Genomic DNA, 25082 nt, shown 5'->3' on the forward strand with positions numbered 1-25082 from the left:
AGCCGATTTTATCCCCGATTTTACAGAATTCATCCTGATTTGTGTAAATGAATGTAAAATACAAACTGTAGTTCTGGTAAAGTCCACAAAAATAGGGGTAAACAAACTTCGGGTAGGGAAATTTAATAAGGCGAAAGCAGTGAAATATTGCTATTCGCCACCGGGGAAACTGTATGCGAGTAGCAATTGCGGATGATGATAATGAAATCATCGAATTCTTAGGCAAAATTGTAGAAGGTCAGGGGCATGTTTTCGTCGGATATGGCGATGGCAATAGTTTGACCAACGCTCTGCTACGAGACACTTTTGATTTGGTCATTCTGGACTGGAACATGCCAGGCAAAACCGGAATTGAGATTCTGGAATGGATGGAAGGCGCGGTTGATGATCGTCCACCTGTCATCATGATGACCAGTCGCACCGCAAAACAAGATATTAGCGATGCGCTCAATGCCGGTGCAGATGATTATATAACCAAGCCTGAAGACCGTAATGTCATTGCAGCACGGATCAACGCAATCCTGAGGCGCGGTGGCGGAGCTACGGCGATGGAAACAACCGCGCAATATGGTGACTATATATTAGACCGGATTGAGCAAAAGGTACGGCATAATGATACTGAAGTATCGCTGACCGCCAAGGAATTTGAACTAACCGACCTGATGTTTCGCAATCGCGACCGTACATTGTCGCGGCGCTATATTATGGAGACCGTTTGGCGGACCAATGCGCATTTGGCGACGCGGACATTGGATATGCATGTCTCACGCATTCGCTCCAAATTGTCGCTAACGCCTGAGAACGGGTTTCGGATTTTCACCGTTTTCGGCTATGGCTATAGGTTGGAGACTTTAAGCAACGGGGTATGAATATGACCGGTGGCAAAAATAAAACGTTTTCATTCCGTACCTTACGGGTATTTTCGTTTGTCTTGATGGCCCCTGTCACCATTGCTCCCTTTGCTGCGCAGGCGCAAACTTCTGCGGATAATGCGCGTGTAGAATATGTGTTTAAGCGGGGCGATACATTGGTTGCGCTTGCCGAGAAATATATGCGCAAGCAATCTGACTATGTCACCGTTCAACGCTTGAACCGCATTTCTAACCCCCGGCTAATTCCCGTGGGTAAAACGGTCTCAATCCCCTTTCGGTTGTTGAAATATAGGTCTAGCGAAGCCAGCTTAAGCGCTTTTCGCGGCAATGTTTCGATCGCGCGCCGCGGGCAAACGCTGAAACCCGCAAAAGGTCTCGAAATATCCGAGGGCAGCCGTTTGGCAACTGCCGCGGGGAGTTTCCTGACATTGCAGTTGGAAGATGGTTCTCGAATCTCCATGCCGTCCAATAGTAAGATGCGGATCACGAGATTGCGCCATATATTGCTGACCGATAGCGTTGACTATGAACTGGCCGTCGACAGCGGCCGTATGCGTTCGAAAGTAACGCCTTTTGACAAGAAACATGACCGTTACCGTGTGCGTACACCGGTTGCTGTCTCTGCAGTGCGCGGGACTGATTATCGGACCCGGGTGGACGGCGAAACCGGCACCGCATTTTCCGAAACCGTCGAAGGCGCGGTTGATGTAGCAGCCGGAGATTCTATTGATGATGCACAGGTTGTTGCCGTTCCAGCTGGTACCGGTGCTGCTGCGACGACAACAGGAGCGTTGGAAACGGCTGAATTGCTCGCGCCGCCAGAGATTTTGGATCCAGCAAAAGTACAATCGGAAGAGACGCTGTCTTTCGCGGTCGCTCCGCGTGATGCGGCATCGGCGCATCGTATAATAATCTCGTCTGACGCCGGTTTTGTGGATATTGTGGCCGAGAAATTGGTCGATAGCCCGGTCATTGATTTGCCGGCTATTGAAGATGGTCGCTATTTCGCCAAAGCGACGGCGGTGAGCAAGGATGGTTTTGAAGGCATGCCCGCGGCCTATTCTTTCAAACGGCAGTTGAGCACCTTAAGCGGCGGAGCTGGCCAAGGCGATTTTGGATATCGCTTCAAATGGTCAGGCGCTGGAAAAGGCAAGCGGCTCTATCGTTTCCAACTGTTATCGGGTGACAAAAAATCTCTTCCCGTTGTCGATGAAGCCGGATTGACGGAAGATGTTATCACCCTGTCGGATTTACCCGATGGCGAATATTTCTGGCGCATTGGCGTGACTCAATATTCCTCGGATCCGAGCGACAAAGAGATATTCCAGAAATGGACAGATTTTGAAAAATTGACGGTGGCCGGTTAGAGGCTTAATGGCCCGGTTTGAAATCGGACCTAATCATCTTTAGGAGACCTGACTGTTCATGAAACTGCGCCGTCGCCTGGGGATTGAATGGGCTGGTGTTGCGATTATCGCCTCGTTAATTGTCACAGCGCTTATATATTGGGACAGCCTCTCCGATTTTGATAATCTGCTATATGATCAACTGTCCGAATATGATCGGCCAGAAGCATCGGAAGATATTCTTATCATTGCGGTTGATGAGGATAGCCTTGCCGCATTTGGAAAATGGCCATGGTCACGGAATCGCCATGCCCAATTACTCAATATCCTTGCTGATGCTCGGCCAAAAGCCATCGCCTTTGATATTTTATTGAGCGAACCCGGCGAGGCCGAGGCGGATCAAGCCTTGGCGGATGCTGCGGCAAAAAATAACAATCTCTACCTTCCATTGCATTTTGTTTTTCCCGGCAGCAATGGCCAAGCCTTTGACGTGAAAGAGCCTATTTTACCGTTTAAGCAAGCGGCCCAGGCGGTTGGTCATGTAAACCTGCAATTTGATCGGGATGGGGTGGTGCGCCGCACTGCGCTGTGTTTTGGAGATACTACACCCATTTCCGAAAGCATGACAATTTGGCCACATCTCATGGAACAGGTTTATCGCGGTGTGCATGGCGTAAACTCGCCAGTCTTTGACCGTCAGGATGATTGCCAGCGCTCGTTGCTTATGTCTTACACGAACCGGGGTTCCTTTGCCCAAATTTCCTATGCAGCGGTCTTGAACGGAGAAATTCCGGCAGCCTTTTTGACCGATAAAACCATATTGGTTGGCGCCACCGCGCAAGGCTTGGGTGATCAGCATCCGGTCCCGCTGGGTGATGGCGGAACCATGGCTGGCGTAGAAATCATGGCCAATATGCTTGGCAATATTACCGCAGATAATTTTCGAGCGCCGGTGTCATGGGGCACCCAGCTATTGCTCTCCTTGGTTCCCACGTGGATCTTGCTAATCGGGTTTTGGCGCTGGCGTCCGCGGACAATCATATTTGTTTCGGTGGGATTGGTGGTGTTCATATTATTTTCCAGCGCATTATTATTATCCTTCCAAATCTGGTTTGCTCCCGGTGCGGCTTTGGTAGGGCTGGCGCTGGTTTATCCGGTTTGGGGCTGGCGGCGCTTGCAAGCGACCAGTGATTTCATGGATGATCAGCTGCGCAACTATCAACTGGAAACACCGGATATACCGGTCTTACAAACCCCGCTGGGTCCGGTTGATATCGTCACCGAGCAAGCAGAAGAGCTCGCACATGCAATTCAGCATGTGAGGGATTTGCGGCGATTTATTTCCGACGCGCTTACCAATTTGCCGGATCCCATGTTTGTGACGGATCTTGATGGCAAAGTGAAATTTGTGAACAAGTTGGCCCAAGCGGGTATCGAAGATGGCGCCCAAGATCTGGCCTTGGTGGATATGCTCCATCGGTTTGTGGTGCCTGAAGATCTGACCGAGGTGCAAGAATATCTGGCGCTTGATCAGCAAATGCGCGAAAATGAATATGTTGATTTCATTTCGCTAAATGATGAAGTCTTTGCAATGCGCAGAGCCCGAGTATTGTCTGATGAAGGTCAATTGCGGGGGCATATTCACTATCTGGCCGACATCACGGCTGTTGCCAATGCGGCACAAGAACGGGAAGAAGTTTTGCAGCTCTTGTCGCATGACATGCGCGCCCCGCAAGCGGCGATATTGGCCTTGTTGGATGGCGAGAAGCCCACCGATAATCACAAGCGCATCGAAAGCCATGCGCGGCGCACATTGGCCTTGGCGGATAATTTCGTGGGATTGGCGCGGATCAAATCCAGTGAATTTTCCGGCGAAGATATTTTACTATCGGATCTGGTGATTGAAGCCAATGATAGCCTTTGGCCTTTGGCTAAACAGCGCGGTATAAAATCAACCGTTCAAGATCAGTCGGATGGTGCGTTTATTGTCGGTGAGCCGTCCAGTCTTTATCGGTCCTTCGCAAATTTGATTGATAACGCGATTAAATACAGTCCTGACAAAGGCAAAATCGCGATTGTCATTCGTGATATTCTGCTCGACCAGGACCCGTTTGTTTCTCTTACCATTACCGATCAAGGAGAAGGGATATCCGATGATATGCTAGATCAGCTGTTCGATCGTTTCGTCAGCAATGATGCAGATTCTAAAGGCACGGTGCGCGGCGCTGGTTTGGGATTGAATTTCGTTGCTGCCGTGATCGAGCGCCATGGCGGCACTATTCGAGCCGAAAATATTCGTGATGGAGGGGCCCGGTTTACAATTTTATTACCGCTCGCGCCGGAACCGGACGAGAGCGACTGAACATATCATTCAATGCCAGCACGGGTGCGCGTTTTTTCCTCATTGACGGAATCGCTTCGACCCAGATTGGACAAAGCGCCGTTGACCAGATGCGGCAAGGATTGGCTCATTGTGCCCTTGCAATGATATTCGGCGGCGCTGCCGAAATAAACGGTGGCGCCATCCGCGCTGTTGACCATGTTGATGATCAAGCGATGCTCAACATCGTCGCATGATTGCAACGGCTTGCGTTTTTTTGGAGCAGCAATGGTTTTCAGATTATCTTCCGATCCTTTGGTCAATGCGATCGAAGCCGGGCGACTGGCCAGTGCAATATGGACCAAAATCGGGGCATCATCTGCCATGGAAAAGTTTTTCTCGGCCAATGCGGCGGCAACGGCTTTGCGTGCGGTCTGGTAAATGGCGCTGTCTTGTTCCGGCTTGGCGGTAAAATTATACTGTTTTTGTGCGGGCAAGGTCGCGCCGGACTGGGTCTTGATGCGGGTCTCAATCGGGCCGCTGCAACTGGTGCATAGCGCGACAATCGGTATCATCATGATAGAAAGGCGGCGCATAGCTATCCCCGAGCATTTTATTGACCGGATGTTACAATAGTAACATCCGTTTGAAATGTCACGACAATAGGGAATCAATTCGTCTATTTTGGGATTTAGCGCCTATCGGGTCAACGCGTAATAAATGACATAGAGCCAGGATAGAAAGCCATGAATAATCGCCCAGATTATAGACTTGTGCGTCGTAAAACTAATAGCAATAGCGAGCGCACTGCCAAAGCCTACGCCTTTGCTGACAATTTCCTTGCGTACATAAGTGGCACCCCGGCTCATTGGTGATTCTCCTTGGGCATAATCTTCCGGTCGCATGCGTTCGGGTCTGATTTTTTCAGCCATGGATCAAGCGGCTTCCTGCGCGCGGTCGGACAATTCCTGATTGAGCATTTCCGCTAAGAGAAAAGCCAATTCCAACGATTGCGCTGCATTTAGTCGCGGATCACAATGGGTATGATAACGGTCTCCGAGCGCGGCATCGGTAATCGCGACGGCACCGCCCGTGCATTCCGTTACATTTTGCCCGGTCATCTCGCAATGTATGCCGCCGGCAAAAGTGCCTTCGGCGCGGTGAACTGCAAAGAAACCGCGCACTTCAGCTAAGATCCGTTCAAAGGGCCGCGTCTTGTAGCCGCTGTCGGATTTGATGACATTGCCATGCATCGGGTCACAGGACCAGATCACGGGATGTCCTTCTTGCTTTACAGCCCGGACGAGAGGCGCGAGGCCGCTTTCCACCTTATCATGCCCAAAGCGGGAAATCAGGGTAATTCGGCCAGCTTCGCGGGCTGGATTTAACAGATCCAGCATTTTCAAAAGGTCATCTGCTTTTAACGATGGGCCGCATTTCATCCCGATCGGATTGCCAATGCCTCTCAAAAATTCAACATGGGCCGAGCCTTCAAAACGGGTGCGATCACCAATCCACAAGAAATGAGCGCTTGTGTCATACCATTCTCCGGTCAAACTATCTTGCCGGGTCAATGCCTCCTCATAAGGCAGTAATAGCGCCTCATGACTGGTATAAAATGAAGTTGCTTTCAATTGCGGCACAGTGTCCGGGTTGATCCCGCAGGCTTCCATGAAAGATAGCGCTTCACCGATGCGGTCAGCCATTTCTTCATATTTTTTTGCCCAAGGGCTGCGATTCATGAAATCATGTGTCCATCCATGAACTTGTTGCAAATTGGCGTAGCCGCCGGTGGAGAATGCTCGCAGCAAGTTTAAAGTGGCGGCGGCTTGATTATAGGCGCGCACCATCCGATCGGGATCAGGCTGACGGCCGGTCTCTTCAAACTCAATACCGTTGATAATATCCCCGCGATAACTGGGCATTTCAATCCCATTTTGCGATTCCGTTGGTGCAGATCGCGGCTTGGCAAATTGCCCAGCCATCCGGCCCAGTTTCACGATCGGCATTTTGGAGGCATAAGTAAGGACCACGGCCATTTGCAAAATGACCCGGAACGTGTCGCGGATATTATTAGGATGAAATTCGGCGAAACTTTCTGCGCAATCACCGCCTTGCAGCAAAAACCCTTTGCCTTTGGCAACTTCTGCGAGATCCTGTTTCAGGCTGCGGGCCTCACCGGCAAAGACGAGGGGCGGATAGGTACCAAGCAGCTCTTCCGTTTTCGCTAGCTTTCCAGCATCGGGATAGTCGGGCATTTGCAGCCCTTCAAAATTTCTCCAACCGTTCGGCGTCCAATTTGTCGCCATGAGCATACTCCAATATTTTGGGTTCTTCATTTAAAATCGGGTGGCTTTAGGCTCGATTCAAGGGCAATGGCAAGCAAAAGCACGTATTGGTTGCGTCCGAAACTAACCGAGGTAAATTTGGAACCGTCAACTTCCCGGTTTGTTTTTCCACGTGCCGGCATTGCGGTATTCCGGTTTGATGCGCCCAACATCCGGTAATTTCTGTCCTGCAAAAGCTTTTTCACCGCCTTTTTTAATCGCCTCTTTGCTATAGCTGGGGGCTTGGTAGCTCTTGGGTGCGCCTGTGTTAATCGCTGGCGTTGGGAGACTGTGGCGCCGTGCATTGTCGGCGGCCAGAGCCGCTGCTTTTTCAGCCTTAACGGCTTCTTCCTGCGCTTTGCGCCGTCCGGCCTCATAGGCTTTTTCTAAAGCAATCGGATCCAACGCAGAAGCAGGAACCGGGTTATATTTACGCGGCTTGGGTGCTGGCAATGGTTCGCCGCCCCGGTAATTTTGACTAAACGCTTTGGCTTGACCTGCCCGGCCTTTCCAGCTGTAAAATCGATGAGCGCCGATAGTGCCCAGGAAACGCAAGCTGGGCGCCCAATAGGGGTAAATTTCAGTCGTGTGATAATGGGTAGCGGTGCCGACCGGTGAAGCAATTTTTCCGGATAGCGCTAAGGCGGCAACTTTCTTGGCGCGATTCCAATGGAAATTGGACGGCTTCCGGCGAAGTGACCCGTCACATGTATAGGAAAATTGGCAACCGGTGCTGCGTTCACTGCCCTGAAAAACCACGCCGCAAACGGTGCGCGGATAGCTGGGATGGCGCACGCGGTTGAGCACGACCTGCGCCACAGCCCGTTGTCCGGCATCAGGTTCAAGGCCGGCCTCATAATAAATGGCAGAGGTCAGGCATTGTAGCGCCCGGCTATTATCCGTCAGTGATGCACGAAAGGCGACAGGCTGGATCAAATGGGCGGAGGCAGTCCGGTCTCGGCCAGCGGTTGGGTCGCTTCCACCGGATGTCAGCAAACCGTCTAACCCGTTATCACCTTGCTCTGCTAACGGATCGATCGCCAAGTCCGCATAATTTTGCGGAATGGCATAGCCTGGATCAATAAAGTAAAAAGCTGATCCAGCAAAATTTTCTTCGGCGCGTTCCACAGGCTGTAAATTGGGGTCGCTGGGATTATATTGCTGCGCATCCAGGCTGGCTTGCGGCATAGTTGCCGGAACCATCAGCAGGCTGAAGATCAGTAGCCCGAGCAATATTCTTTCTCGGATGTTGAGGACCAACCAGGATGGTATTGTCCAAGCCGATTTTTTCTCGCTAGGATTTGGAATCGACGCGCTGACAACTGTTTTCGGCTGGGCAACAGCAGGGGCTTGCCGTTGCGGTTTTGGATTGTCTTTTCGATGTTCGGATTGCTGCTCATTTTGGTAATTGGGAGACGGCGTAACCGCATAGCCTGCCGGTCCGACAAGAGCCGAACCGCCGCTGCCAAGTTGCGGCACATAGGGGGGAGGAACACGAACGGAAATTGATCAATACACCTGTAGCTGCCCTTCTGGGCTGGAACGCTGAGAAATACAGGCTTTTGGGCGCAAGATGCGGATCAATTCGCGATTGTTTCAAGATGGGACGGGGCGCTATCTAGGGTTAATTGGTTAACGTCGTAATTCTGCGGTAAATTGCTTAAACCCCGTGATAAACCCCTAAAATCAATTGGTGGGCAGGACATTGCCAAGGCTTGAAACTGGCTATTTCGGCCGGTTTAGCTTTGCGATTAGTGATTCGATTCTTGCATCGTAACCAGCCGGCTAGCGATGTAAAAGCCAATCAGTCCGAACAAGACACCGCCGATAGCGGGACCGATGACAATGCCCTCCAAACCATAAAGCGCTCCGCCAATCCACAGAAAGGGCAATATGCCGAGCGTGTTGCGAAGCCAATTCATGATCATCGACCAGGACGGGCGTTCGAGATTATTGCAGGCAGCATTGGCGATGAACAAAATACCGTTGAAGAAGAATAGGGGGGTTAGATAAACCGCGAAGATCCAGAAAACATCGCGGCCTTCTCCCTGCAATTGAAACACGTCGCTAATCGGACCATGAAACAAGACCAGCAGCGGCCAGATCAACAATGTATAACCCAGCGCAAAGCCGGTTGCTTGATTGATGGTCAGACGAATCCGTTCAAATTGCAGCGCACCAAAATTTTGACCGATGATCGGACCAACCGCGCCAGAAAGAGAAAAGAGCAAGCAAAATGCGACAGGCACAACGCGGCCCATTACCGCAAATCCCGCAATCACTTCGTCGGGATAGCTCGCGATGAACCGGTAAGAGATAAAACCGCCGACCGGAGTGGCAACATTGGTCATGATTGCCGGCAGCAAAATTGCCAGAACCGGTTTCAAGTCCTGCTTGAAAAAAGGCACGGACAATTTTTGAAAGCCGCCATAAAAACGGATGATCGGAATGGTCGCCAGCAAAGAGGAGACAATCGCCGCACAGGCTGTCGCCATCGCGGCGCCATTGACGCCGAGACCCAATCCGAAGATGAAAATGGGATCCAAAATCGCATTGGCGATGCCCATGCTCAACGTCACATTCATTGCGCGTCGCGCCGCGCCATGGGCGCGCAGGAACCCTGAACAAACCATCGCTGTCACGCTGAAGGGCATGAACGGCGCAACTATTCGGATATAGCCGGTCGCGGCTTCTTTCGTAGTCCCTTTAGCGCCTACAAGCTCCAGTATCTCGGGCGCGAAGACAAAGAAGATGATTGCAAGCGGGATGATGAGTATCATGCTCAGCGCCAAAATATTCGTCAGGTAACGGCGTGCATAATCGGTATCGCCTTGACCAATTTTTCGCGCCGATAGAGCGCTTGCGGCAATCATCAAACCAATGTTGAAGGCGGTTCCGAAGAATAAAATTGTCGCCGCAAAGCCCATCGCGGCGGTGAGCGCATTGTCCCCCAATTGCGCGATGTAAAGCAGATCCACAAAATCCACGACAAACATGGTCAAAAGACCAATGCTGGCGGTCAATGTCATCACGGTAATATGGCGCATAGGGCTACCAGTTAGAAAAAGAGCGGATGAGCTAGAAATAATATGATCCTGAAAAATGAATATCTTGGCCGGAATCGACCAAATTCTTTGCGCTATTTGCCCTATAGCGTTTTGCCATAAGGTCAAATCCCCTCTATGTTCCATGCGAACATTTAGGAGCCCTCTATGCCTGCACGTCTATTCGCGTTTTTCTTGACGATAACAATTTTATCGGCCTGTTCCGTCAATGAAGAGGAAGGACAATCAGATCGGTCTGAGCAAGGATATTTTGAAAGGAAAAATATTGCGCCGGATCCAGCGGACAATGTTCAGGCCCCCCGAAAACCCGAACATGCTTATGCCCGCATCGCATTGGATTGTATCAACAAACAATTTCCCAACAAAATCAGTCATGTGATGAACAGCGCTAATGATGTTCAGCAGCCCGTGGAACTCACTCCGGTTTTCTATGGTTGCTTTGACTGGCACAGCGCGGTGCACGGCCATTGGTTGCTGACGCGGCTGTGGGGACAGGATGCTGTTCCAGAAATGGATGCAGAAATTAAAGCTGCGCTCGACAATAATTTCACAACAGAGAAAATAGCTGGTGAATTGGCCTATTTTAATCAGGAGGGACGCGCCTCCTTTGAACGGCCTTATGGTCTTGCCTGGTTTTTGCAACTCACCGCCGAGCTTACAGAAATCGCGCAGCGTGAGGACGACAAGGCAGTCCAAGCGCAAATCTGGCTTGATCGTTTGACGCCGCTAGAAACGATAATCGCGAACCGGATCAAGACTTGGGTTCCGAAACTGGCTTATCCCATTCGCTTGGGAACGCATAACCAATCGGCTTTCGCGTTTGGTTTGATTTTGGATTGGGCGCGGACCCAAGAAGACACGCAAATGGAACGATTAATCACCGATAAAAGCCTCGCTTTTCATCAACAGGATCGGAATTGCCCATTGGCTTATGAGCCTTCCGGGGAAGATTTTCTGTCGCCATGTTTGATGGAAGCAGACTTGATACGGCGGGTGATGACGGATGCCGAATTTGCCGATTGGCTCACACGGTTTTTGCCGCAAATTCCAGAAGATGGCAGCGATGAGTGGTTGTCTATCGGCATTGTTAACGACCCCACGGATGGAAAGTTGGTTCATCTGGACGGGGTTAATCTGTCCCGGGCTTGGGCGTTGGAAGGCATAGCAACGGCTTTGCCCGCGGGAGATGCACGGAAATCGGCCTTGCTGGCGGCGGCCAAAGCGCATGGCGATGCGGGAGAAAAATCGGTGCGGACGCCGCATTATGCAGGAAGCCATTGGCTGGCCAGTTTCGCGACCTATTGGCGAACCGAACGCGGCTTAAACCGTCCAACCGCTTCTCAGGAATCGGCTAAAGCAACCGATCCGGCGTCAGCTGAACTGACTGAAAAGAAACCGGCAACGGAATAAAAAATGGCTGCCCGCTCTCTTCCTGTTCCGGAAAATTTGGCTCCCACCGTATCGCCGTTCTGGCACAAGATTTTTCCGGTCAATATAGATTTGGCAGTAAAGACCATTTTGGGCGTCTGGAGCGCTTATTTTATCGTCAATGCGATCCGAGCGCTCTTGTGGGGCGCGCCCGATCATAGTCATGATTTAATCGTACATATGGTGACCGCGATTATCGCCGTGACGGTGACCTGGGCGCTCTATCGATTGTTGATCATGGTCGGTGAGCGAACCGCCTCGATGGTGTTCATTTTGACCATCCCAACAATATTTCTCGCCCTGGGAATAGCGTATTTAACCGATCTTTTCTTGGCCTATCCGCGACCGATTCTGGAATATATTGGAACCGTACATGGGGTTTCAGAACATCAGGCTTTGTCGCATTTCTTCGATACGGCCTTTGTCGATTATCTCATGTTGGTGGGTTGGGGCGGCATTTACTTGGCTCTGGCCAATAGCCGAAAAAGCCAGGTGGCATTGATCCACAGCCGCAATCTTGAAAGGGCCACGCGCGAGAGTGAAATGCGGGCGCTGCGCTACCAACTTAATCCGCATTTTGTATTTAACGCACTCAATTCGGTTAGCAGTTTGATCATCGATAAGAAAAATGGCCCAGCTGAAAATCTGGTCGATGGTCTCGCTGAATATATGCGTGCGGTGCTAAATGATTATGGCGCTGACATGATCACCGTCGAGCAGGAAATTGCGCAGCAAATTCGCTATCTTGAGATTGAACAGGTCCGCTTTCCCGATAGATTGAGTATCGATGTGAAAATCGATCCGGATGTGCGCAAATGGAAAATCCCGGCTTTGATCATCCAACCCTTGATCGAAAATGCCATTAAACACGGGGTGGCGCGGTCGTGTGAACCCGTCTGTATCCGCATTGTTGCGGCTCGCGATGGTGACCATTTGAAACTATCCGTGGCCAATGAAGGAAAAATGCGGGCGGATTATCAACAGAATGGCAGTACCGGAACAGGGCTGGCGAATATCAAGGAACGGCTCGCAGCGCTTTATGGTCCGGCAGCGGCATTATTTGCTGGCAATGACAAGAATAAGAAAGTTGTTGCCACCATCATCATTCCCGATGAAAATCAGATTTTCCGAGATTATTGCTTATGATTGCGGAAGAAAAATTTAACGTTCTGATTGTCGATGATGAGCCGCTGGCCCGCACCCGGATTCAATCGCTTTGTGGACGGTTGCCCAATGTCAATCATATTGATCTTGCAGGCGGTGGACGGGAGGCGTTGGACATAGTTGCGCGCGATCGGCCTGAAATCATGCTGCTCGATATTGATATGCCGGATTTGTCTGGCATGGAGGTCGCCGATCAATGCCGACAGTTTAGCCAGCCGCCAGAAATTATTTTCACCACAGCCCATAGCAAATATGCTGCGGATGCATTTCGGTTCAACGCCGCCGATTATTTGCTGAAACCGGTCAAAGAATGCGAATTGATCGAAGCGTTTGACCGGGTAAGTTTGAAGCGGCAAATGCATAGCGGACGCCGAGCAAAGGCCGAGCATCGGATCTGGGTACAAGACGGCCGCGGAACGGTCCAGATCAGCAGCGCTGATATTGAATGGATCGCTGCCGACCGTGACTATATGCGCTTATGTTTAGCAGACAGAAATTACATGGTGCATGAAGCCATGCAATCTTTGTTGGAGCGATTGCCGCCGGCAATGTTTCTGCGCATCCATCGTTCGGCGGCGGTGCGCCGGGATTTTATCCGCGATATTCGCCGCAGAGGCCGCCGCAAATATGTAATTTTGCAAGATGATACCGAACTGACCATCGGCCCAAGCTATGTTCCCACTGTGATGGGCGCGATTAGCGGGTGACCGAACGCATGTTAACCCGCCGCGCCCGGCTAAGCCGGGGGCTTGGGCTTGTCCGATTGGGTGACGGAATAGCGCGGCGCCGGAGCGGGCTGTAAATGCCCACCTACATCCACAAATGTCTCCCGTTCCATATTATGCGGATGCTGTTTTGCTTCTGCCAATGACAATACTGGAGCGAAACAAATATCCGTTCCTTCCATCAATCCACACCATTCTTCCCTAGTTTTGGTTTTGAACAAACTGGTCAGTTTATCCTTCAATGGCCCCCAAGATTTCGGATCCATTTGAGCATCAAAGTCAGCATCGTCCTTGAGCCCGGCAACATCACGCAATTGGGCATAAAACTGGGGTTCGATGGAACCAATTGAGATATATTTTCCATCCGACGTTTCATAGCTGTCATAAAAATGCGCGCCGGTATCGAGCAAATTGACGCCGCGGTCATCTCGCCATTGACCGATATTGTGGAAGTCAAATATCATCGCCATTAATGCCGCGGATCCGTCGGTCATGGCGCAGTCAACAACTTGCCCCACGCCTCCGGTTTTGGCGTGCAGCAAAGCGGATACCATGCCGAGGGCCAGCATCATCCCACCACCACCAAAATCTCCCACCATATTTATTGGCGGTGTTGGTTTATCGCCCGCTCGGCCATAGCCATGTAATGCGCCAGAAATGGAAATATAATTTATGTCATGGCCAGCAGCATGAGCCAGCGGACCATATTGCCCCCAACCGGTCATCCGTCCGTACACCAATTTGGGATTATCGTTCAAAAGCACATCTGGTCCCAGGCCCAAGCGTTCCATGACACCGGGTCGAAAGCCTTCAATCAAGCCATCGGCTTGTTGCACCAATTGCCGGGCCTGCGCGATACCTTCTGGAGATTTCAGGTCTATCTCTACCAGCTTGCGTGAACGTGACAAGGCCAGCCGTCCATCCGGTGCGCCGCCGGGGCGATGGAGCACCGTCACCGTCGCGCCTTGGTCTGCTAGCATCATCCCGCAAAAAGGACCGGGGCCAATACCTGCAAATTCAATGATATTAATACCTGCCAGAGGTCCGGCCATGTTCTGCTCCTATTTAATCAAACGATTAAACAGTCCTATGCAGGTGCCAGATTCTAATCAAGCAGATTATGCTATGTCTTAGCGTGGACGCTGCCCATGGCGGAGGGGCGTCTGTTTGTTATGCTGCTTTAAATAATGCGGCAATTCTACCTTGGTTTGTCCGACAGGTTTGCGGGCTAATTTTGGATCGATCGGATGATCAAAGGCAATGCCGAGACGGCCTTGTGCAACCCAAGCGACATAACCGGATACACGGCCAATATTGCGCAGTTCCAACTGGACTTTGTCGCCTCGCTTCGCAATGACAGGAGCCTCTGCCATTAACCCGCCTGCCGACAAATTACGAATGCGAACTTCACCGCAATCGTCCCCGTTTACAAAGCGAAGAACCGCCTTGAGAAACAGGCTATCACGATCGAGTTCACGTTTGGGTTGGCCACTGGTTTGGCTGTTTTTTCCCAAATTATCGTCAAAAGGTTCTCTCATGTGAATCCCGCGGGTTAAATGTAAAATTCTGTAGCTCGCCACGGATAATAGAGCAGAAAAGGTGGAAAATTGGTTAATATAGTTCGACTTGTTTGCGCAGGAGATGCCATCGCTCGCAAACAATGTGGCTGATAGGATAAAGGCCCTATCGCGCTTGTTAACGCTGTTCGACGCAACCGGGGATGAAGCCAACAGACATATCAGGCGTATAGCAAATTAGCGAAAGCTATTGATCTCGCGAGATTTTCTCATTCCGCTCATGCGCTTCTTGCGCTTCGACGCTCATGGTTGCGATGGGGCGAGCCTCGAGCCGTTCGAGGGAAATGGGTTCGCCAGTAACCTGACAATAACCATATTCGCCTTCTTCCAGTCGCCGCAAGGCCGCATCAATTTTGGAGGTGAGCTTGCGCTGCCGGTCCCGTGTGCGCAATTCCAGGCCCCAATCGGTTTCACTGGACGCGCGATCGTTTAAATCCGCTTCTTGGATCGGCCCGTCTTGCAAATGCGCCAATGTTTCTTTGGATTCTTCAATAATATCTTGCTTCCAGCGTTCCAATGCACGCTTGAAATAGGCTTGTTGACGCTCGTTCATAAATTCTTCGTCCGCACTAGGACGATAGCCATCATCGAGCACTATGTCGTTTTTGGAACCACCGTCGGAGGCGGATTTCTTGTTCGCTGTGGACGCCAAATATACTCTCCAACTTTCGCCCGGCGGCCCAATATGGGGCGCCGAAAGCGCGGTCATGAATCGGGCCTATAAACTCGGCTTTCACCTTAGACAAGATGCAATTTGTCGCAGCTGAACAAATTCCCCTTTTCTAGCGATCTAGAGAAAAAAAGAGCCTTTTCGCCGCTATCATGGCGCGAATCCCTGCGACTCACTCCCATTGAAAAGAAGGGCTTTTTCCGCAAATTTGCCGCCGCCAATATAATATATGCTGTGTAAAGGGTTCCAATTCGGGACATTAACTCTGCTTGAAGAGAGGTTGGTAAGGATTTTTGTGCTTTTTCTTCTGGAATCAAGGTTAACGCAATTGTGATGATCATTGTCTTCTGCGCTTTTGGTGTCTGTCGGAACCCCGAACAGAGACCTTGCAGATAATTGCTGGCCCCTAGCAACGGTTCCAAAGCGGAAGAGAGTGAATACTATGTCGGTACGGATGGCTTTAGCAAAATTATGCGCCTGCACTTGCGGCGGAGCGTTAATTGGAGGCGGTGCGGTGCATGTTTCAGAAGCACCAGCGGCTCCTTATATCAAAAAGGTCACCAAGAAAAAGAACGTTCGAGCGCGTGTTCTGAAACGCGGCCAGTCGGCACGTAAGGTGAAACGCATCCGGCGGACGGTGACGAAGACCGTGACAGCCTGTGCGCCATCGGTGGTCACCATTGCGCAGGCTCCTCAACAGCCTATACCTCTTCCGGCTCCTGCTTACATCCCGCCTCCTCTGCCTGAGATTCCAGTTTTGGAAAGCGGCGGTGGATCAGTCCCAGTTGTCATCGGCGGTAGCAGCGGCGGTTTCGGCGGCGGCTTTGGCGGCGGCTTCTTTGGCGGCTTTTTCGGCGGCGGCGGCGGATCAGGCGGCGGTTCCGTTGTCATTTCGTCCACCAGCAGTGGCGGTTCGACCAGCACATCTTCGGGTGGTAGCTCGACCAGCGGTGGTTCGACCAGTACATCAACCGGCGGTTTTTCAAGCACTGGCGGTTCAACCAGCACATCAACCGGTGGGTTAACCAGTACGGGCGGCTCGTCCAGCACGTCCACGGGCGGCTTTTCCAGCACCTCGACCGGCGGTTCGACCAGCACCTCTTCTGGCAATATCAGCACGTCCACCGGCGGTGTCAGCACCTCGACCGGTGGAGTGAGTACATCGACAGGTGGTGTCAGTACCTCTACCGGCGGCGTTAGCACGTCCACCGGCGGTGTCAGCACCTCAACCGGAGGCAGCAGTTCTTCGAGTTCATCGAGCAGCTCCAGTTCGTCCTCTTCGAGCAGTTCCAGTTCGTCGAGCTCGAGCGGCAATACGTCCAGTGGCATGACCTCTAGCGGCAACACGTCAAGTGGTCATCCCGGTACGTCGACCAGTAGCGGAAACACCAGCACAGGAAGCACCGGTTCTTCCGGTAGCTCGGGTAGCTCAGGCAGTTCCGGTAGCTCGGGTTCTTCCGGCGGTTCATCGAGCAGCTCTAGCTCATCAAGCAGCTCGAGCAGTTCCAGTAGTGGTGGATCGAACGGCAGCTCAGGTTCAACCGGCAGCACGGGCTCAACCGGAAGCACTGGTTCAACCGGCAGCAGCGGATCATCCGGCGGCTCATCATCCAGTTCGAGTTCTTCTAGCTCCTCCAGTTCGTCCAGCAACGGTGGTTCAAACGGCAGCACCGGTTCGACTGGTAGCAGCGGATCGTCTAGCTCGACTTCAACCTCATCCGGGGCCAGCAGCACGTCTTCGAGCTTTGGTGGCAACAGCTCCTCCAGTTCGACGTCCTCGAGCAGCAGTTCGAGTACATCTTCTGGCGCGAGCAGCGGCGGATCAACCGGTGGATCAACGGGCGGAACTCCGGTTCCCGCGCCACCAGTCGTCTTGCTCTTCGGCGCAGCCGCAGCGGCTTTGTTCGCGCGAAGCCGCAAAGCTAAGAAAGCTGTCGCCGCTTAAATAGCCACGGTCTTTATCGAATAAAAAGAGCGGCCCGTTAATTTGGGTCGCTTTTTTTGTGACACTTGCTCCGCTCAGCACTTGAACCGGAGCGCGTGTCTCGGCATAGCGTCTTGCCATGCATGATCTGAGAATGATAAGAGAAGATGCGGCTGGATTTGATGCCGCCTTGGCCCGCCGAGGGATTGAACCGGTGGCAGCTACGATTTTGGCGCTGGATGAAGAGAATCGGAGTCTCGCAACCCGATTGCAAGAAGGCCAGGCGCGGCGCAACGAAGCTTCCAAAGCCATTGGTAAGGCAAAAGGCCAGGGGGATGAAGAAACCGCCCAGGCGCTCATGGCCGAGGTTTCTGAACTCAAAACTAGCCTGCCGGCGCTAGAGGAGCAGGCGCGGGCTGCAACGGAAAAGCTACAAAATGTGGTCAATGCTTTGCCGAATATTCCTAGCGCAGAAACGCCAGATGGCGCTGATGAAGACGATAATGTTGAAATTAAGCGCTGGGGCGCACCGCGAGAGTTTAATTTCGAGCCACGCGAACATAGCGATATTGGACCCGCTCTTGGTCTGGATTTTGAAACAGCCGCCCGGATGTCTGGCGCGCGCTTTGCCTTTCTTCGCGGTCAAATGGCGCGGTTACAACGCGCCATTGGTCAATTCATGATTGACAAACAGACAATGGAAAACGGGTATACCGAATGCGCGCCGCCGCTATTGGTTCGCGAACAAGCTGTATTTGGCACCGGGCAATTGCCCAAATTTGCCGAAGATCTTTTCCAGACCACTGATGGCCGTTGGCTGATTCCCACCGCCGAGACCAGTCTTGCCAATAGTGTGCGGGAGCAAATTTTGGATGGTGCTGATTTACCGTTGCGGATGACGGCGTTGACGCCGTGTTTTCGATCTGAGGCTGGCTCTGCAGGCCGAGATACAAAAGGCTATATTCGTCAGCATCAGTTTGAAAAGGTTGAGATGGTTACGGTTGCACAACCGGATCAAGACGAAAGCGAATTTGAGCATATGCTGCATTCGGCTGAATCGATATTGGAAGCGTTGGAGCTGCCCTATCGTAACCTGATGTTGTGTGCGGGTGATCTTGGTGCGACGGTTCGCAAGACCATCGATCTGGAAGTCTGGCTACCCGGTCAAGGTGCTTATCGTGAGATTTCCAGCGTTTCTACATGCGGCAGTTACCAGGCCCGCCGGATGAATGCACGGTTCCGGGCCGAGGGCGAAACCAAGGGTACGGATTTTATTCACACCCTGAACGGTTCTGGCCTCGCCGTAGGCCGGACGTTGGTTGCGATATTGGAAAATTATCAGCAACAAGATGGGAGCGTTCTTATCCCTGACATACTCAAGCCCTATATGGGCGGGGTTGAAAAGTTGGAGCCTGCAAACTGATGCGTATTTTGCTGACCAATGACGATGGATTTGATGCCCCGGGGATGAAGGTGCTGCTCGATATTGCACAGCATTTTTCGAACGATATATGGATTGTCGCCCCTTCGGATGAAAATTCAGGAGCCGGCCATTCCTTGACGCTGACGCGGCCTTTGCGGATCCGCCAACGCGGGGATCAGCAATATTCGGTCGACGGTACGCCAACCGATAGCGTGATGCTCGCCGTTGCCAAAATTATGAAAGACGGGCCGCCGGATCTTATTCTCTCTGGCGTGAATCGCGGTGCAAATCTGGGTGAGGATGTCACTTATTCCGGGACGGTGTCTGCGGCGATGGAAGGTGCTCTCGCCGGGATCCCGTCTATCGCCTTGAGTCAAAGTTATGCGCGCGGTGACATGGCCGACGATGTGCCCTTCGAAGCAGCATTGCAATGGGGCGAACGGGTATTGCGGCCGTTGATCAAGAAAAGTATGGACCATCGCACATTAATCAATATCAATTTTCCTGCCGTGCCGGCCAGTGATGTAAAAGGCATTCGCGTGGTTTCCCAAGGCATCCGTGATTATGGACGTCTACAAATTGTCACCAATCGCGATCCCCGCGGGTTTGAATATCATTGGTTCGGTCTCGGCCCGATGGTTGAAACCCCGGCTCATAGTACAGATTTGGAAGCCATTGCCGATGGTTATGTTTCGATCACACCTTTGCATCTCGACCTGACCCATTATGAATCCATGGATATGCTCGGCAAGCTCTATAAGTAAGAATTCACGCTTACGATTCTGGTTGGTTTTTCCATTCTGTTGAGCGATTATCTGCAAATGCCCAACGTTCCGCTGGATGCGCAATATGCTCATTATTTCCGATTGAAGCTAATTGCTCTGATATCGCGCGCCATTTGGGATTGGCGAAACCCTTTTCCGGTCAGTAGCCTTTGAAAATCTGCGACATTGTCGAAATGTTGTAATTGCCGGTGATAGTAATTTATATATTCCAGAACTGCCAGCACAGCGGCAATGGTGGCACATATTTTATCGGGTTGTCCTACTGCAAAGCCTGGTATTATCCAAGCGAAGGCGGTTGATATGATTGCGATAAGGGTCAGTATCTGGACCGGAGTTCTTATTCTTGCAATGGCATGAATTAAGCTTGCAAAATCATAATCGGACCTCACCAGGCGGAGCAGCTTGCCTCGCCAATAAAGGGCACCAATCCCCAGCATCAGCATCATGGGTAAACTGGAAATAATTGTCGCCCAACCAAGATTGGCCTTGGTTATCAAAGCCATTGTCGCCGGGATTAAGATCACTGCGGATGCTTCCATTTTCCAATAGGGCCCAAGTCTGGCAACCAATTTATGAACGTTTTTTTTGGATTGCTTCGCCATATTTTGCTTGCTCATATTCGCGATTGGATGTCTTTCTTTGGTACTATTCTCCGATGGCCTGATGTCCAACGGAATCTTTGCCGCCATCATCCAGATGAAAAACGAAAAATAAGCGGGCAACGCTAAGCAATTCCTTAAGACGCCTTTAACCTTATTGACCTAACCCGAAAGGGCAGAAGCGCGTGGGGGTAGATGCAAACTCAGATTCTTGGACTGGTGACACCAATTATGGCGCTGTTTTTCGCGGCGACATTTGTTGTGCTTTGGCGCGTAGGCCGACTAAAGCGACATGTGCTGGGCTTTGGTTTGGCCTATGCCTTTTCTGCCATCGGATTTCTGATCACCCACTTTTTTCCAGCTGACGGTTTTTATCTCTTCCATATGACCCAGCTATTCTACACGATGGGGTCTATCGCTTTATTGGCTTCGGTTTGCGAGCGGGCTGGACAAAAGCTACATCTTACAAGCTTTGCCGCAGTTTATGTCGTTAGCGCGCTGGTATTGGCCTTGGCCGTCAATCTCTCCAATGATGTCGGCCCACGACTGGTGATTGTAAATATGGGCTATGGTGTCATGTTCATTATTGGAATGACCGCGCTTCTTACCGCCCGCCGTCGTAACGTGATTGATGTCGCCATCATTGCTGTCATCGCCTTTCAGGCGGCAGACTTTCTGGTCAGGCCCAGTATAACCTTGATGTTTGAGCGCTCAATTCCGGCCGAGGCGTATCGAGAATCGATCTATTATTCGCTGATCGGGTTGGTGCTTGGTGTGAAAGGCGTGGTTACCGCCATGGTCCTGATCGGTGCTTCCATCGCCGAATGGACTACGGCATTGAGAGAAAGCAGCGAGCGCGACGGTTTAACTGGTTTGTACAACCGCGGTTCTTTTGAACAATCCATGCGCAATCTTCTGCCGCGTGCGCAGACGGAAGGACGGGCGCTGAGTTTGGTCGTGGCTGATATCGATCACTTCAAGCAGGTTAATGATATTTGGGGGCATCAAGCTGGCGATCAAGCGCTTGGTAATTTTGGTGCGCTGATTAGCAAGATGGTGCGCGGGTGCGACAAAGCTGGTCGCATCGGCGGAGAAGAATTTTGTATCGCGGTTTGGAATTGCGAAAATGATCCTGCTCATCGACTAGCCGAACGGATCCGACAAGGCTTTGCTAGCTTGCAGCATTCTGATCTCGGTGAAGATATCCGATTGACGGCAAGTTTTGGCCTCGCCACGGCGCGCGAAGGCGAGACCTATAAGCAACTGTTCGCGCGAGCCGATGAAGCATTATATCGGGCAAAGTCGAGAGGCCGGGACCGTGTTGAAAATGCAGAAGAACAGCGGCTGGACGATAGCTTCTCGGAACCGCAGTCAAAATTGGTTGCTCTAAATCCTTCCTGGCCTGATCCAAAGCGCGCATCAGTGCCACGCGTATCGCACCGTGATAACGGATAAGCTTTTGCGCGGGCAGAAATTTTAACGGTCAGCGAGCACCAGCTCGTCAACGGTTCCTGTCGTTACAGAATGATATCCGCCGCGGGTTTGGGCGTAAATGCGTTTGGCAATGGGTGTGCCCCAATTGTCCTGTTCCATCAGTGTTTCAAACAATGGTGCCACAAATTTGCGGCGGCCTACGGTCGCAAGGAATTTTTCTGCTGAAGGTACGGCAGGGGCATAGCGGTTCTGCAGTGCCAGATTAAGCCAGGCAAAGAGAATCTCGTTATTGGTTGAATTTGTCAAACCAAGATCATTATCCAGCTGGGCCAACTCTTTCGCTGACAATTTTTCCGGTAATTTATTCAGCAATCGCAGGCGTTCAGCGCTGGTCCAATTGCGCCACAAATTTTTGTCCAGTGAACGGCGGCTGGCATAGTCTTTAGCAGCAGCATCCACCTCGGCAAAAGCCGCAGGATCAGGGCGTAACGCATTGGATGGCAGACCGGGCTGATAGATCCAGGCATCAAGCATGAGTTTTGCTTCCAATTTTGCATCACCCTTGACCAGGTTTTTGCGCATATCAGCAAGAAACAAGGCCGATGTCGCCGGTTGAAAAGCATGTCGATCGAACCAGCTTTCCAACCATATATCAAATTTTTCTCGCCCGACTATCGCTTCGACGGTGTGTAGGAAACTCGCGCCTTTGTCATAAATGACGCCGCTTACACCGCCTTCAGGGCTCGCGTTTTCGCCGGTCAGATGCAAGGCGGTTATGTTAGAATCCGAACCGTTTTCGGCAATTGTTTCTTCCATTCCGGCAAAATTTAGCGCGCGCTCTTGGTTGGCGCGTTTCTCGCCATATAACTTTTCAATAATCCTGTTCTCGAAATAGCTGGTCGTGCCTTCATTCAACCAACTGTCCGACCAATTGGCATTGGTTACCAAATTGCCCGACCAGCTATGCGCCAATTCATGCGCCACGAGGCCCGTCAGGCTGCGATCACCGGCGATAAAAGTTGGCGTCAAAAATGTCATGACCGGGTTTTCCATGCCACCATATGGAAAGCTCGGTGGCAAGACGATCATATCATAGCGGCCCCAGCGATAAGGACCGTACAACTCTTCGGCCGCGTCGATCATTTTTTCGGTGTCGACCAATTCGGCCGCCGCTTTGTCGAGCATGACAGGCTCTGTCCACACACCGGAACGCGGTCCCAGCGCCTTGAACACAATGTCTCCTGCAGCAATGGCAATCAAATAGGGCGCGACCGGTTTGTCCATTTCAAAATGAAAGGCGCGCCGCCCTTCGCCAACATCTTCCGGTTCTTGGTTAGACAGGCCGGACATGACCACGGTCAATGGCTCGGGTGCGGAAATTTTCGCTTTCCATGTTTGCCGAATACCCGGGCTGTCTTGTGTCGGAATCCAGGTACGATTCAAAGTTGGTTGTCCTTGGCTGAGCAGATAGGGATGTTGACCGCCGGCGGTTTGCTCGGGAACGAGCCATTGCAACGCTTTTGCATTGGGCCCTGATTTATAGGTGATTACTATCTGCCGCTTGTCGCCCATGACAATTTCGAGCGGCGATCCCTTGCCCTCTTCAGCTTTGCCTAACGCATAGGAGAGAGCAGTGCCGTCAGCATCGGTAACAGAGAAAATTTCCAAATCCAAAATGTCGAGAATGACCGTATCGACACCATCATTTGCCAATATGTCCAGCGACGCCGTGCCGCTCACATTCTTGCTTTCGAAATTGAGCGCCAAATCGAGATCAACATGGGTCACTCGCGCGATTTCGGGCTGGGCATAGCTATAAGGGTCTTTAGCATCCTCACTGGAAATAATGGGAGAGATGATTGATGTTTCGTTGTCGGATTTCTCTGAAGCATTATCGGCCGAACACGCCGCCAGGGTGGCGGTCGTGAGGATCATTGTTAAGATCGCGAACAGGCGCATCACTTGTCTCCGAAAATAGAATATTATTATCGTCCCTAAGATCCGAAATGGGCGGTTGCAAATGATATTAAGATAAATGCGGATTAGAATCGAGGCGCGAGGCTTGGTGCTGGATATCTTCCGCTTCAAAAGCGGGCTGAACGCCAGGGACTTTCAGAAAGAACAGTAAATTGTAGCGATAGGATAGACCGCAAGACCGGACAAGATGGGGACGTTGATTTTAATCCGAAATTAAGTATATTTTCCTAACCCTGTTTGGCATGGGCCAAACTGATAAATTGTGGGATTTATTCGGACTTGTACACCAACCCGGTGATGCCGGTGACAAGGTGTTGGAAGTGCAGTTCCGTGCCTTGAAAAAGGGAATTCCATGGCTCTATCTGGTCATGGTCTTCGACATATTTTCCTGTATTTATGCCGTCACAGATTCCTCGTCCATCTGGCTGCGGGTTATCATTCCGATTGTGGTAACCACCGCCTTGATCGGGCGCATGATCTTGTGGGTGCGTCGTCGCCATGACATTTTTGAACCGGAAACCGCGCTAAAATTATTGCGCAGCGTTGCGGTGGCCTCTGCTATTATCGGATCGCTTTGTGCATTTTGGAGCGTATTGGCCTGGCAATCGGAAACCAGCAGTTTCCGTTATTATATCCCAGCCTTCATGGCTCTGGGTGCTTTTTCCACGGCCTATTGTTTTTCGCTTATGCCGCGATCTGCGATATTGAATGTTTCCATCGGTATCCTGCCGATTTGTACTTTGCTTTTAACCTCAGGCATGATGATTGATATTGCCTTGGGCGCGACGATGGTTGCATCCACTTTATTCCTGGTTGGCCTAGTTCGACGGCAACATCGTCAAATGGTGCAAATGATCGATTTGCAGCGCAAAATGCATGACATGGCGCATACCGATGCTTTGACGAATCTGTATAATCGGCGGGCGTTTCATGAGCAGCTAGACAATGCCTTGAGGCAACATCACAGCGAACATGGTCTAAGCTTGGCGATGTTTGACCTCGACAAATTTAAACATATAAATGACAGCCATGGCCATATGACAGGCGATCAAATTTTGCAGATTACTGCAGAGCGCCTTCAGGCAACCATCGGTGAATTTGCCATGATCTCGCGCCTCGGGGGAGATGAATTTGCGGCGCTGTTTGTCGATCAGCCACCTCTGGTCTGCCATCAGCTGGTTGAGGCGGCGGTTCAGAAATTGCAAGAACCCGTGCATATTGATAGCAATCAGCTGTCGATCGGCGCTAGCTATGGCTTAAAAAGCATTGGCCCTAATGACGATATGCAAGCCATCGAACTGATATCGAAGACAGACTTGAGCCTTTATGAGATGAAGATTGAGAAATCCGGAGCAAAGGCGCCAGCGGATCGGGAAGCCGCCGCTTCAGGCAGAATTTACGCTGCTTAGTCAGATAGGATCTGGACCGCTTTGGGGATTGCCAAAA

22 protein-coding genes are annotated in these 25082 nt (G+C 51.4%); 10 read left to right on the plus strand and 12 right to left on the minus strand.

Features of this window, described 5'->3' with window-relative positions; genetic code table 11:
* Positions 1-173 precede the first annotated feature (173 nt).
* From ABJU74_RS04625 to ABJU74_RS04635, 3 genes are read left to right on the plus strand one after another with little or no spacing between them, the layout of a single operon-like run.
* Positions 174-869, plus strand: coding sequence for a response regulator transcription factor (locus ABJU74_RS04625; protein WP_348385105.1), 696 nt, complete (start codon positions 174-176; stop codon positions 867-869).
* Positions 870-871: 2 nt separating this feature from the next.
* Positions 872-2239, plus strand: a complete 1368-nt coding sequence (locus ABJU74_RS04630) for a FecR domain-containing protein (protein WP_348385106.1) — start codon at positions 872-874, stop codon at positions 2237-2239.
* Between the two features lie 58 nt (positions 2240-2297).
* Positions 2298-4580 carry a CHASE2 domain-containing protein gene (locus ABJU74_RS04635; RefSeq protein ID WP_348385107.1) on the plus strand — a complete coding sequence of 761 codons (2283 nt, stop codon included), beginning with the start codon at positions 2298-2300 and terminating at the stop codon, positions 4578-4580.
* A 5-nt stretch (positions 4581-4585) separates the two neighbouring features.
* Here ABJU74_RS04635 and ABJU74_RS04640 read toward each other — a convergent pair whose 3' ends face one another.
* From ABJU74_RS04640 to ABJU74_RS04660, 5 genes are all read right to left on the minus strand, one after another.
* Positions 4586-5134 carry a hypothetical protein gene (locus tag ABJU74_RS04640; protein ID WP_348385108.1) on the minus strand — a complete coding sequence of 183 codons (549 nt, stop codon included), beginning with the start codon at positions 5132-5134 and terminating at the stop codon, positions 4586-4588.
* 102 nt (positions 5135-5236) lie between these two features.
* Positions 5237-5470 carry a hypothetical protein gene (locus tag ABJU74_RS04645; protein WP_348385159.1) on the minus strand — a complete coding sequence of 78 codons (234 nt, stop codon included), beginning with the start codon at positions 5468-5470 and terminating at the stop codon, positions 5237-5239.
* 3 nt (positions 5471-5473) lie between these two features.
* On the minus strand, positions 5474-6847 hold the full coding sequence (locus ABJU74_RS04650) for a 3-deoxy-7-phosphoheptulonate synthase class II (RefSeq protein WP_348385109.1): 1374 nt from the start codon (positions 6845-6847) through the stop codon (positions 5474-5476).
* A gap of 126 nt (positions 6848-6973) precedes the next feature.
* Positions 6974-8344 carry a cell wall hydrolase gene (locus ABJU74_RS04655; protein WP_348385110.1) on the minus strand — a complete coding sequence of 457 codons (1371 nt, stop codon included), beginning with the start codon at positions 8342-8344 and terminating at the stop codon, positions 6974-6976.
* A gap of 272 nt (positions 8345-8616) precedes the next feature.
* Entirely contained in the window at positions 8617-9912 is a 1296-nt protein-coding gene (locus tag ABJU74_RS04660) for an MATE family efflux transporter (RefSeq protein ID WP_348385111.1), read from the minus strand.
* 165 nt (positions 9913-10077) lie between these two features.
* On the opposite strand from ABJU74_RS04660, the gene ABJU74_RS04665 reads away from it, so the two are divergent.
* The 3 genes from ABJU74_RS04665 to ABJU74_RS04675 are packed head-to-tail and all read left to right on the plus strand — an operon-like array spanning position 10078 to position 13229.
* On the plus strand, positions 10078-11340 hold the full coding sequence (locus tag ABJU74_RS04665; protein ID WP_348385112.1) for a DUF2891 domain-containing protein: 1263 nt from the start codon (positions 10078-10080) through the stop codon (positions 11338-11340).
* 3 nt (positions 11341-11343) lie between these two features.
* On the plus strand, positions 11344-12504 hold the full coding sequence (locus ABJU74_RS04670; protein ID WP_348385113.1) for a histidine kinase: 1161 nt from the start codon (positions 11344-11346) through the stop codon (positions 12502-12504).
* A complete protein-coding gene (locus ABJU74_RS04675) occupies positions 12501-13229 on the plus strand; it encodes a LytTR family DNA-binding domain-containing protein (RefSeq protein ID WP_348385114.1) in 729 nt (242 codons plus the stop codon). The genes ABJU74_RS04670 and ABJU74_RS04675 overlap by 4 nt, the downstream gene beginning before the upstream one ends.
* A gap of 29 nt (positions 13230-13258) precedes the next feature.
* Here the strand turns inward: ABJU74_RS04675 and ABJU74_RS04680 are convergent, their stop codons facing one another.
* From ABJU74_RS04680 to ABJU74_RS04700, 5 genes are all read right to left on the minus strand, one after another.
* The gene (locus ABJU74_RS04680; protein WP_348385115.1) at positions 13259-14299 is read right to left on the minus strand and encodes a CaiB/BaiF CoA-transferase family protein; all 1041 of its coding nucleotides are present in this window, start codon (positions 14297-14299) and stop codon (positions 13259-13261) included.
* Positions 14300-14377: 78 nt separating this feature from the next.
* Positions 14378-14785, minus strand: coding sequence for a PilZ domain-containing protein (locus ABJU74_RS04685; RefSeq protein WP_348385116.1), 408 nt, complete (start codon positions 14783-14785; stop codon positions 14378-14380).
* 226 nt (positions 14786-15011) lie between these two features.
* On the minus strand, positions 15012-15533 hold the full coding sequence (gene dksA / locus ABJU74_RS04690; RefSeq protein WP_348385117.1) for an RNA polymerase-binding protein DksA: 522 nt from the start codon (positions 15531-15533) through the stop codon (positions 15012-15014).
* Positions 15534-16217: 684 nt separating this feature from the next.
* Positions 16218-16823, minus strand: coding sequence for a hypothetical protein (locus ABJU74_RS04695; protein WP_348385118.1), 606 nt, complete (start codon positions 16821-16823; stop codon positions 16218-16220).
* Between the two features lie 27 nt (positions 16824-16850).
* Positions 16851-17414: a hypothetical protein gene (locus ABJU74_RS04700; RefSeq protein WP_348385119.1), complete on the minus strand. Its 564-nt coding sequence runs from the start codon at positions 17412-17414 to the stop codon at positions 16851-16853.
* A 143-nt stretch (positions 17415-17557) separates the two neighbouring features.
* Between ABJU74_RS04700 and serS the strand changes: the two genes are divergently transcribed.
* Complete coding sequence (gene serS, locus ABJU74_RS04705) at positions 17558-18841, plus strand: serine--tRNA ligase (protein WP_348385120.1); 1284 nt, start codon at positions 17558-17560, stop codon at positions 18839-18841.
* Entirely contained in the window at positions 18841-19605 is a 765-nt protein-coding gene (gene surE, locus ABJU74_RS04710; RefSeq protein ID WP_348385121.1) for a 5'/3'-nucleotidase SurE, read from the plus strand. The genes serS and surE overlap by 1 nt, the downstream gene beginning before the upstream one ends.
* A gap of 92 nt (positions 19606-19697) precedes the next feature.
* Here surE and ABJU74_RS04715 read toward each other — a convergent pair whose 3' ends face one another.
* Entirely contained in the window at positions 19698-20228 is a 531-nt protein-coding gene (locus ABJU74_RS04715) for a hypothetical protein (RefSeq protein WP_348385122.1), read from the minus strand.
* Positions 20229-20420: 192 nt separating this feature from the next.
* On the opposite strand from ABJU74_RS04715, the gene ABJU74_RS04720 reads away from it, so the two are divergent.
* Positions 20421-21680: a GGDEF domain-containing protein gene (locus ABJU74_RS04720; protein ID WP_348385123.1), complete on the plus strand. Its 1260-nt coding sequence runs from the start codon at positions 20421-20423 to the stop codon at positions 21678-21680.
* 21 nt (positions 21681-21701) lie between these two features.
* Here the strand turns inward: ABJU74_RS04720 and ABJU74_RS04725 are convergent, their stop codons facing one another.
* The gene (locus ABJU74_RS04725) at positions 21702-23618 is read right to left on the minus strand and encodes a M1 family metallopeptidase (protein WP_348385124.1); all 1917 of its coding nucleotides are present in this window, start codon (positions 23616-23618) and stop codon (positions 21702-21704) included.
* A 260-nt stretch (positions 23619-23878) separates the two neighbouring features.
* Between ABJU74_RS04725 and ABJU74_RS04730 the strand changes: the two genes are divergently transcribed.
* Positions 23879-25045 carry a diguanylate cyclase gene (locus tag ABJU74_RS04730; protein WP_348385125.1) on the plus strand — a complete coding sequence of 389 codons (1167 nt, stop codon included), beginning with the start codon at positions 23879-23881 and terminating at the stop codon, positions 25043-25045.
* The last annotated feature ends 37 nt before the right edge of the window (positions 25046-25082 follow it).

Origin of the sequence: Parasphingorhabdus sp., from assembly GCF_039982415.1 — a bacterium.
Taxonomy (GTDB): domain Bacteria; phylum Pseudomonadota; class Alphaproteobacteria; order Sphingomonadales; family Sphingomonadaceae; genus Parasphingorhabdus.

Coding starts and splice junctions, on each gene's coding strand:
- ABJU74_RS04630 (WP_348385106.1), top strand. CDS start 872: ATGACCGGTGGCAAAAATAAAACGTTTTCATTCCGTACCTTACGGGTA.
- ABJU74_RS04680 (WP_348385115.1), bottom strand. CDS start 14,299: ATGGCCGGACCTCTGGCAGGTATTAATATCATTGAATTTGCAGGTATT.
- ABJU74_RS04660 (WP_348385111.1), bottom strand. CDS start 9,912: ATGCGCCATATTACCGTGATGACATTGACCGCCAGCATTGGTCTTTTG.
- ABJU74_RS04715 (WP_348385122.1), bottom strand. CDS start 20,228: ATGGCGAAGCAATCCAAAAAAAACGTTCATAAATTGGTTGCCAGACTT.
- serS (WP_348385120.1), top strand. CDS start 17,558: ATGCATGATCTGAGAATGATAAGAGAAGATGCGGCTGGATTTGATGCC.
- ABJU74_RS04695 (WP_348385118.1), bottom strand. CDS start 16,823: ATGCCACTGGACGTATTGCCGCTCGAGCTCGACGAACTGGAACTGCTC.
- ABJU74_RS04670 (WP_348385113.1), top strand. CDS start 11,344: ATGGCTGCCCGCTCTCTTCCTGTTCCGGAAAATTTGGCTCCCACCGTA.
- ABJU74_RS04725 (WP_348385124.1), bottom strand. CDS start 23,618: ATGCGCCTGTTCGCGATCTTAACAATGATCCTCACGACCGCCACCCTG.
- ABJU74_RS04645 (WP_348385159.1), bottom strand. CDS start 5,470: ATGGCTGAAAAAATCAGACCCGAACGCATGCGACCGGAAGATTATGCC.
- ABJU74_RS04650 (WP_348385109.1), bottom strand. CDS start 6,847: ATGGCGACAAATTGGACGCCGAACGGTTGGAGAAATTTTGAAGGGCTG.
- ABJU74_RS04720 (WP_348385123.1), top strand. CDS start 20,421: ATGCAAACTCAGATTCTTGGACTGGTGACACCAATTATGGCGCTGTTT.
- ABJU74_RS04635 (WP_348385107.1), top strand. CDS start 2,298: ATGAAACTGCGCCGTCGCCTGGGGATTGAATGGGCTGGTGTTGCGATT.
- dksA (WP_348385117.1), bottom strand. CDS start 15,533: ATGACCGCGCTTTCGGCGCCCCATATTGGGCCGCCGGGCGAAAGTTGG.
- ABJU74_RS04675 (WP_348385114.1), top strand. CDS start 12,501: ATGATTGCGGAAGAAAAATTTAACGTTCTGATTGTCGATGATGAGCCG.
- ABJU74_RS04625 (WP_348385105.1), top strand. CDS start 174: ATGCGAGTAGCAATTGCGGATGATGATAATGAAATCATCGAATTCTTA.
- surE (WP_348385121.1), top strand. CDS start 18,841: ATGCGTATTTTGCTGACCAATGACGATGGATTTGATGCCCCGGGGATG.
- ABJU74_RS04640 (WP_348385108.1), bottom strand. CDS start 5,134: ATGCGCCGCCTTTCTATCATGATGATACCGATTGTCGCGCTATGCACC.
- ABJU74_RS04730 (WP_348385125.1), top strand. CDS start 23,879: ATGGGCCAAACTGATAAATTGTGGGATTTATTCGGACTTGTACACCAA.
- ABJU74_RS04665 (WP_348385112.1), top strand. CDS start 10,078: ATGCCTGCACGTCTATTCGCGTTTTTCTTGACGATAACAATTTTATCG.
- ABJU74_RS04685 (WP_348385116.1), bottom strand. CDS start 14,785: ATGAGAGAACCTTTTGACGATAATTTGGGAAAAAACAGCCAAACCAGT.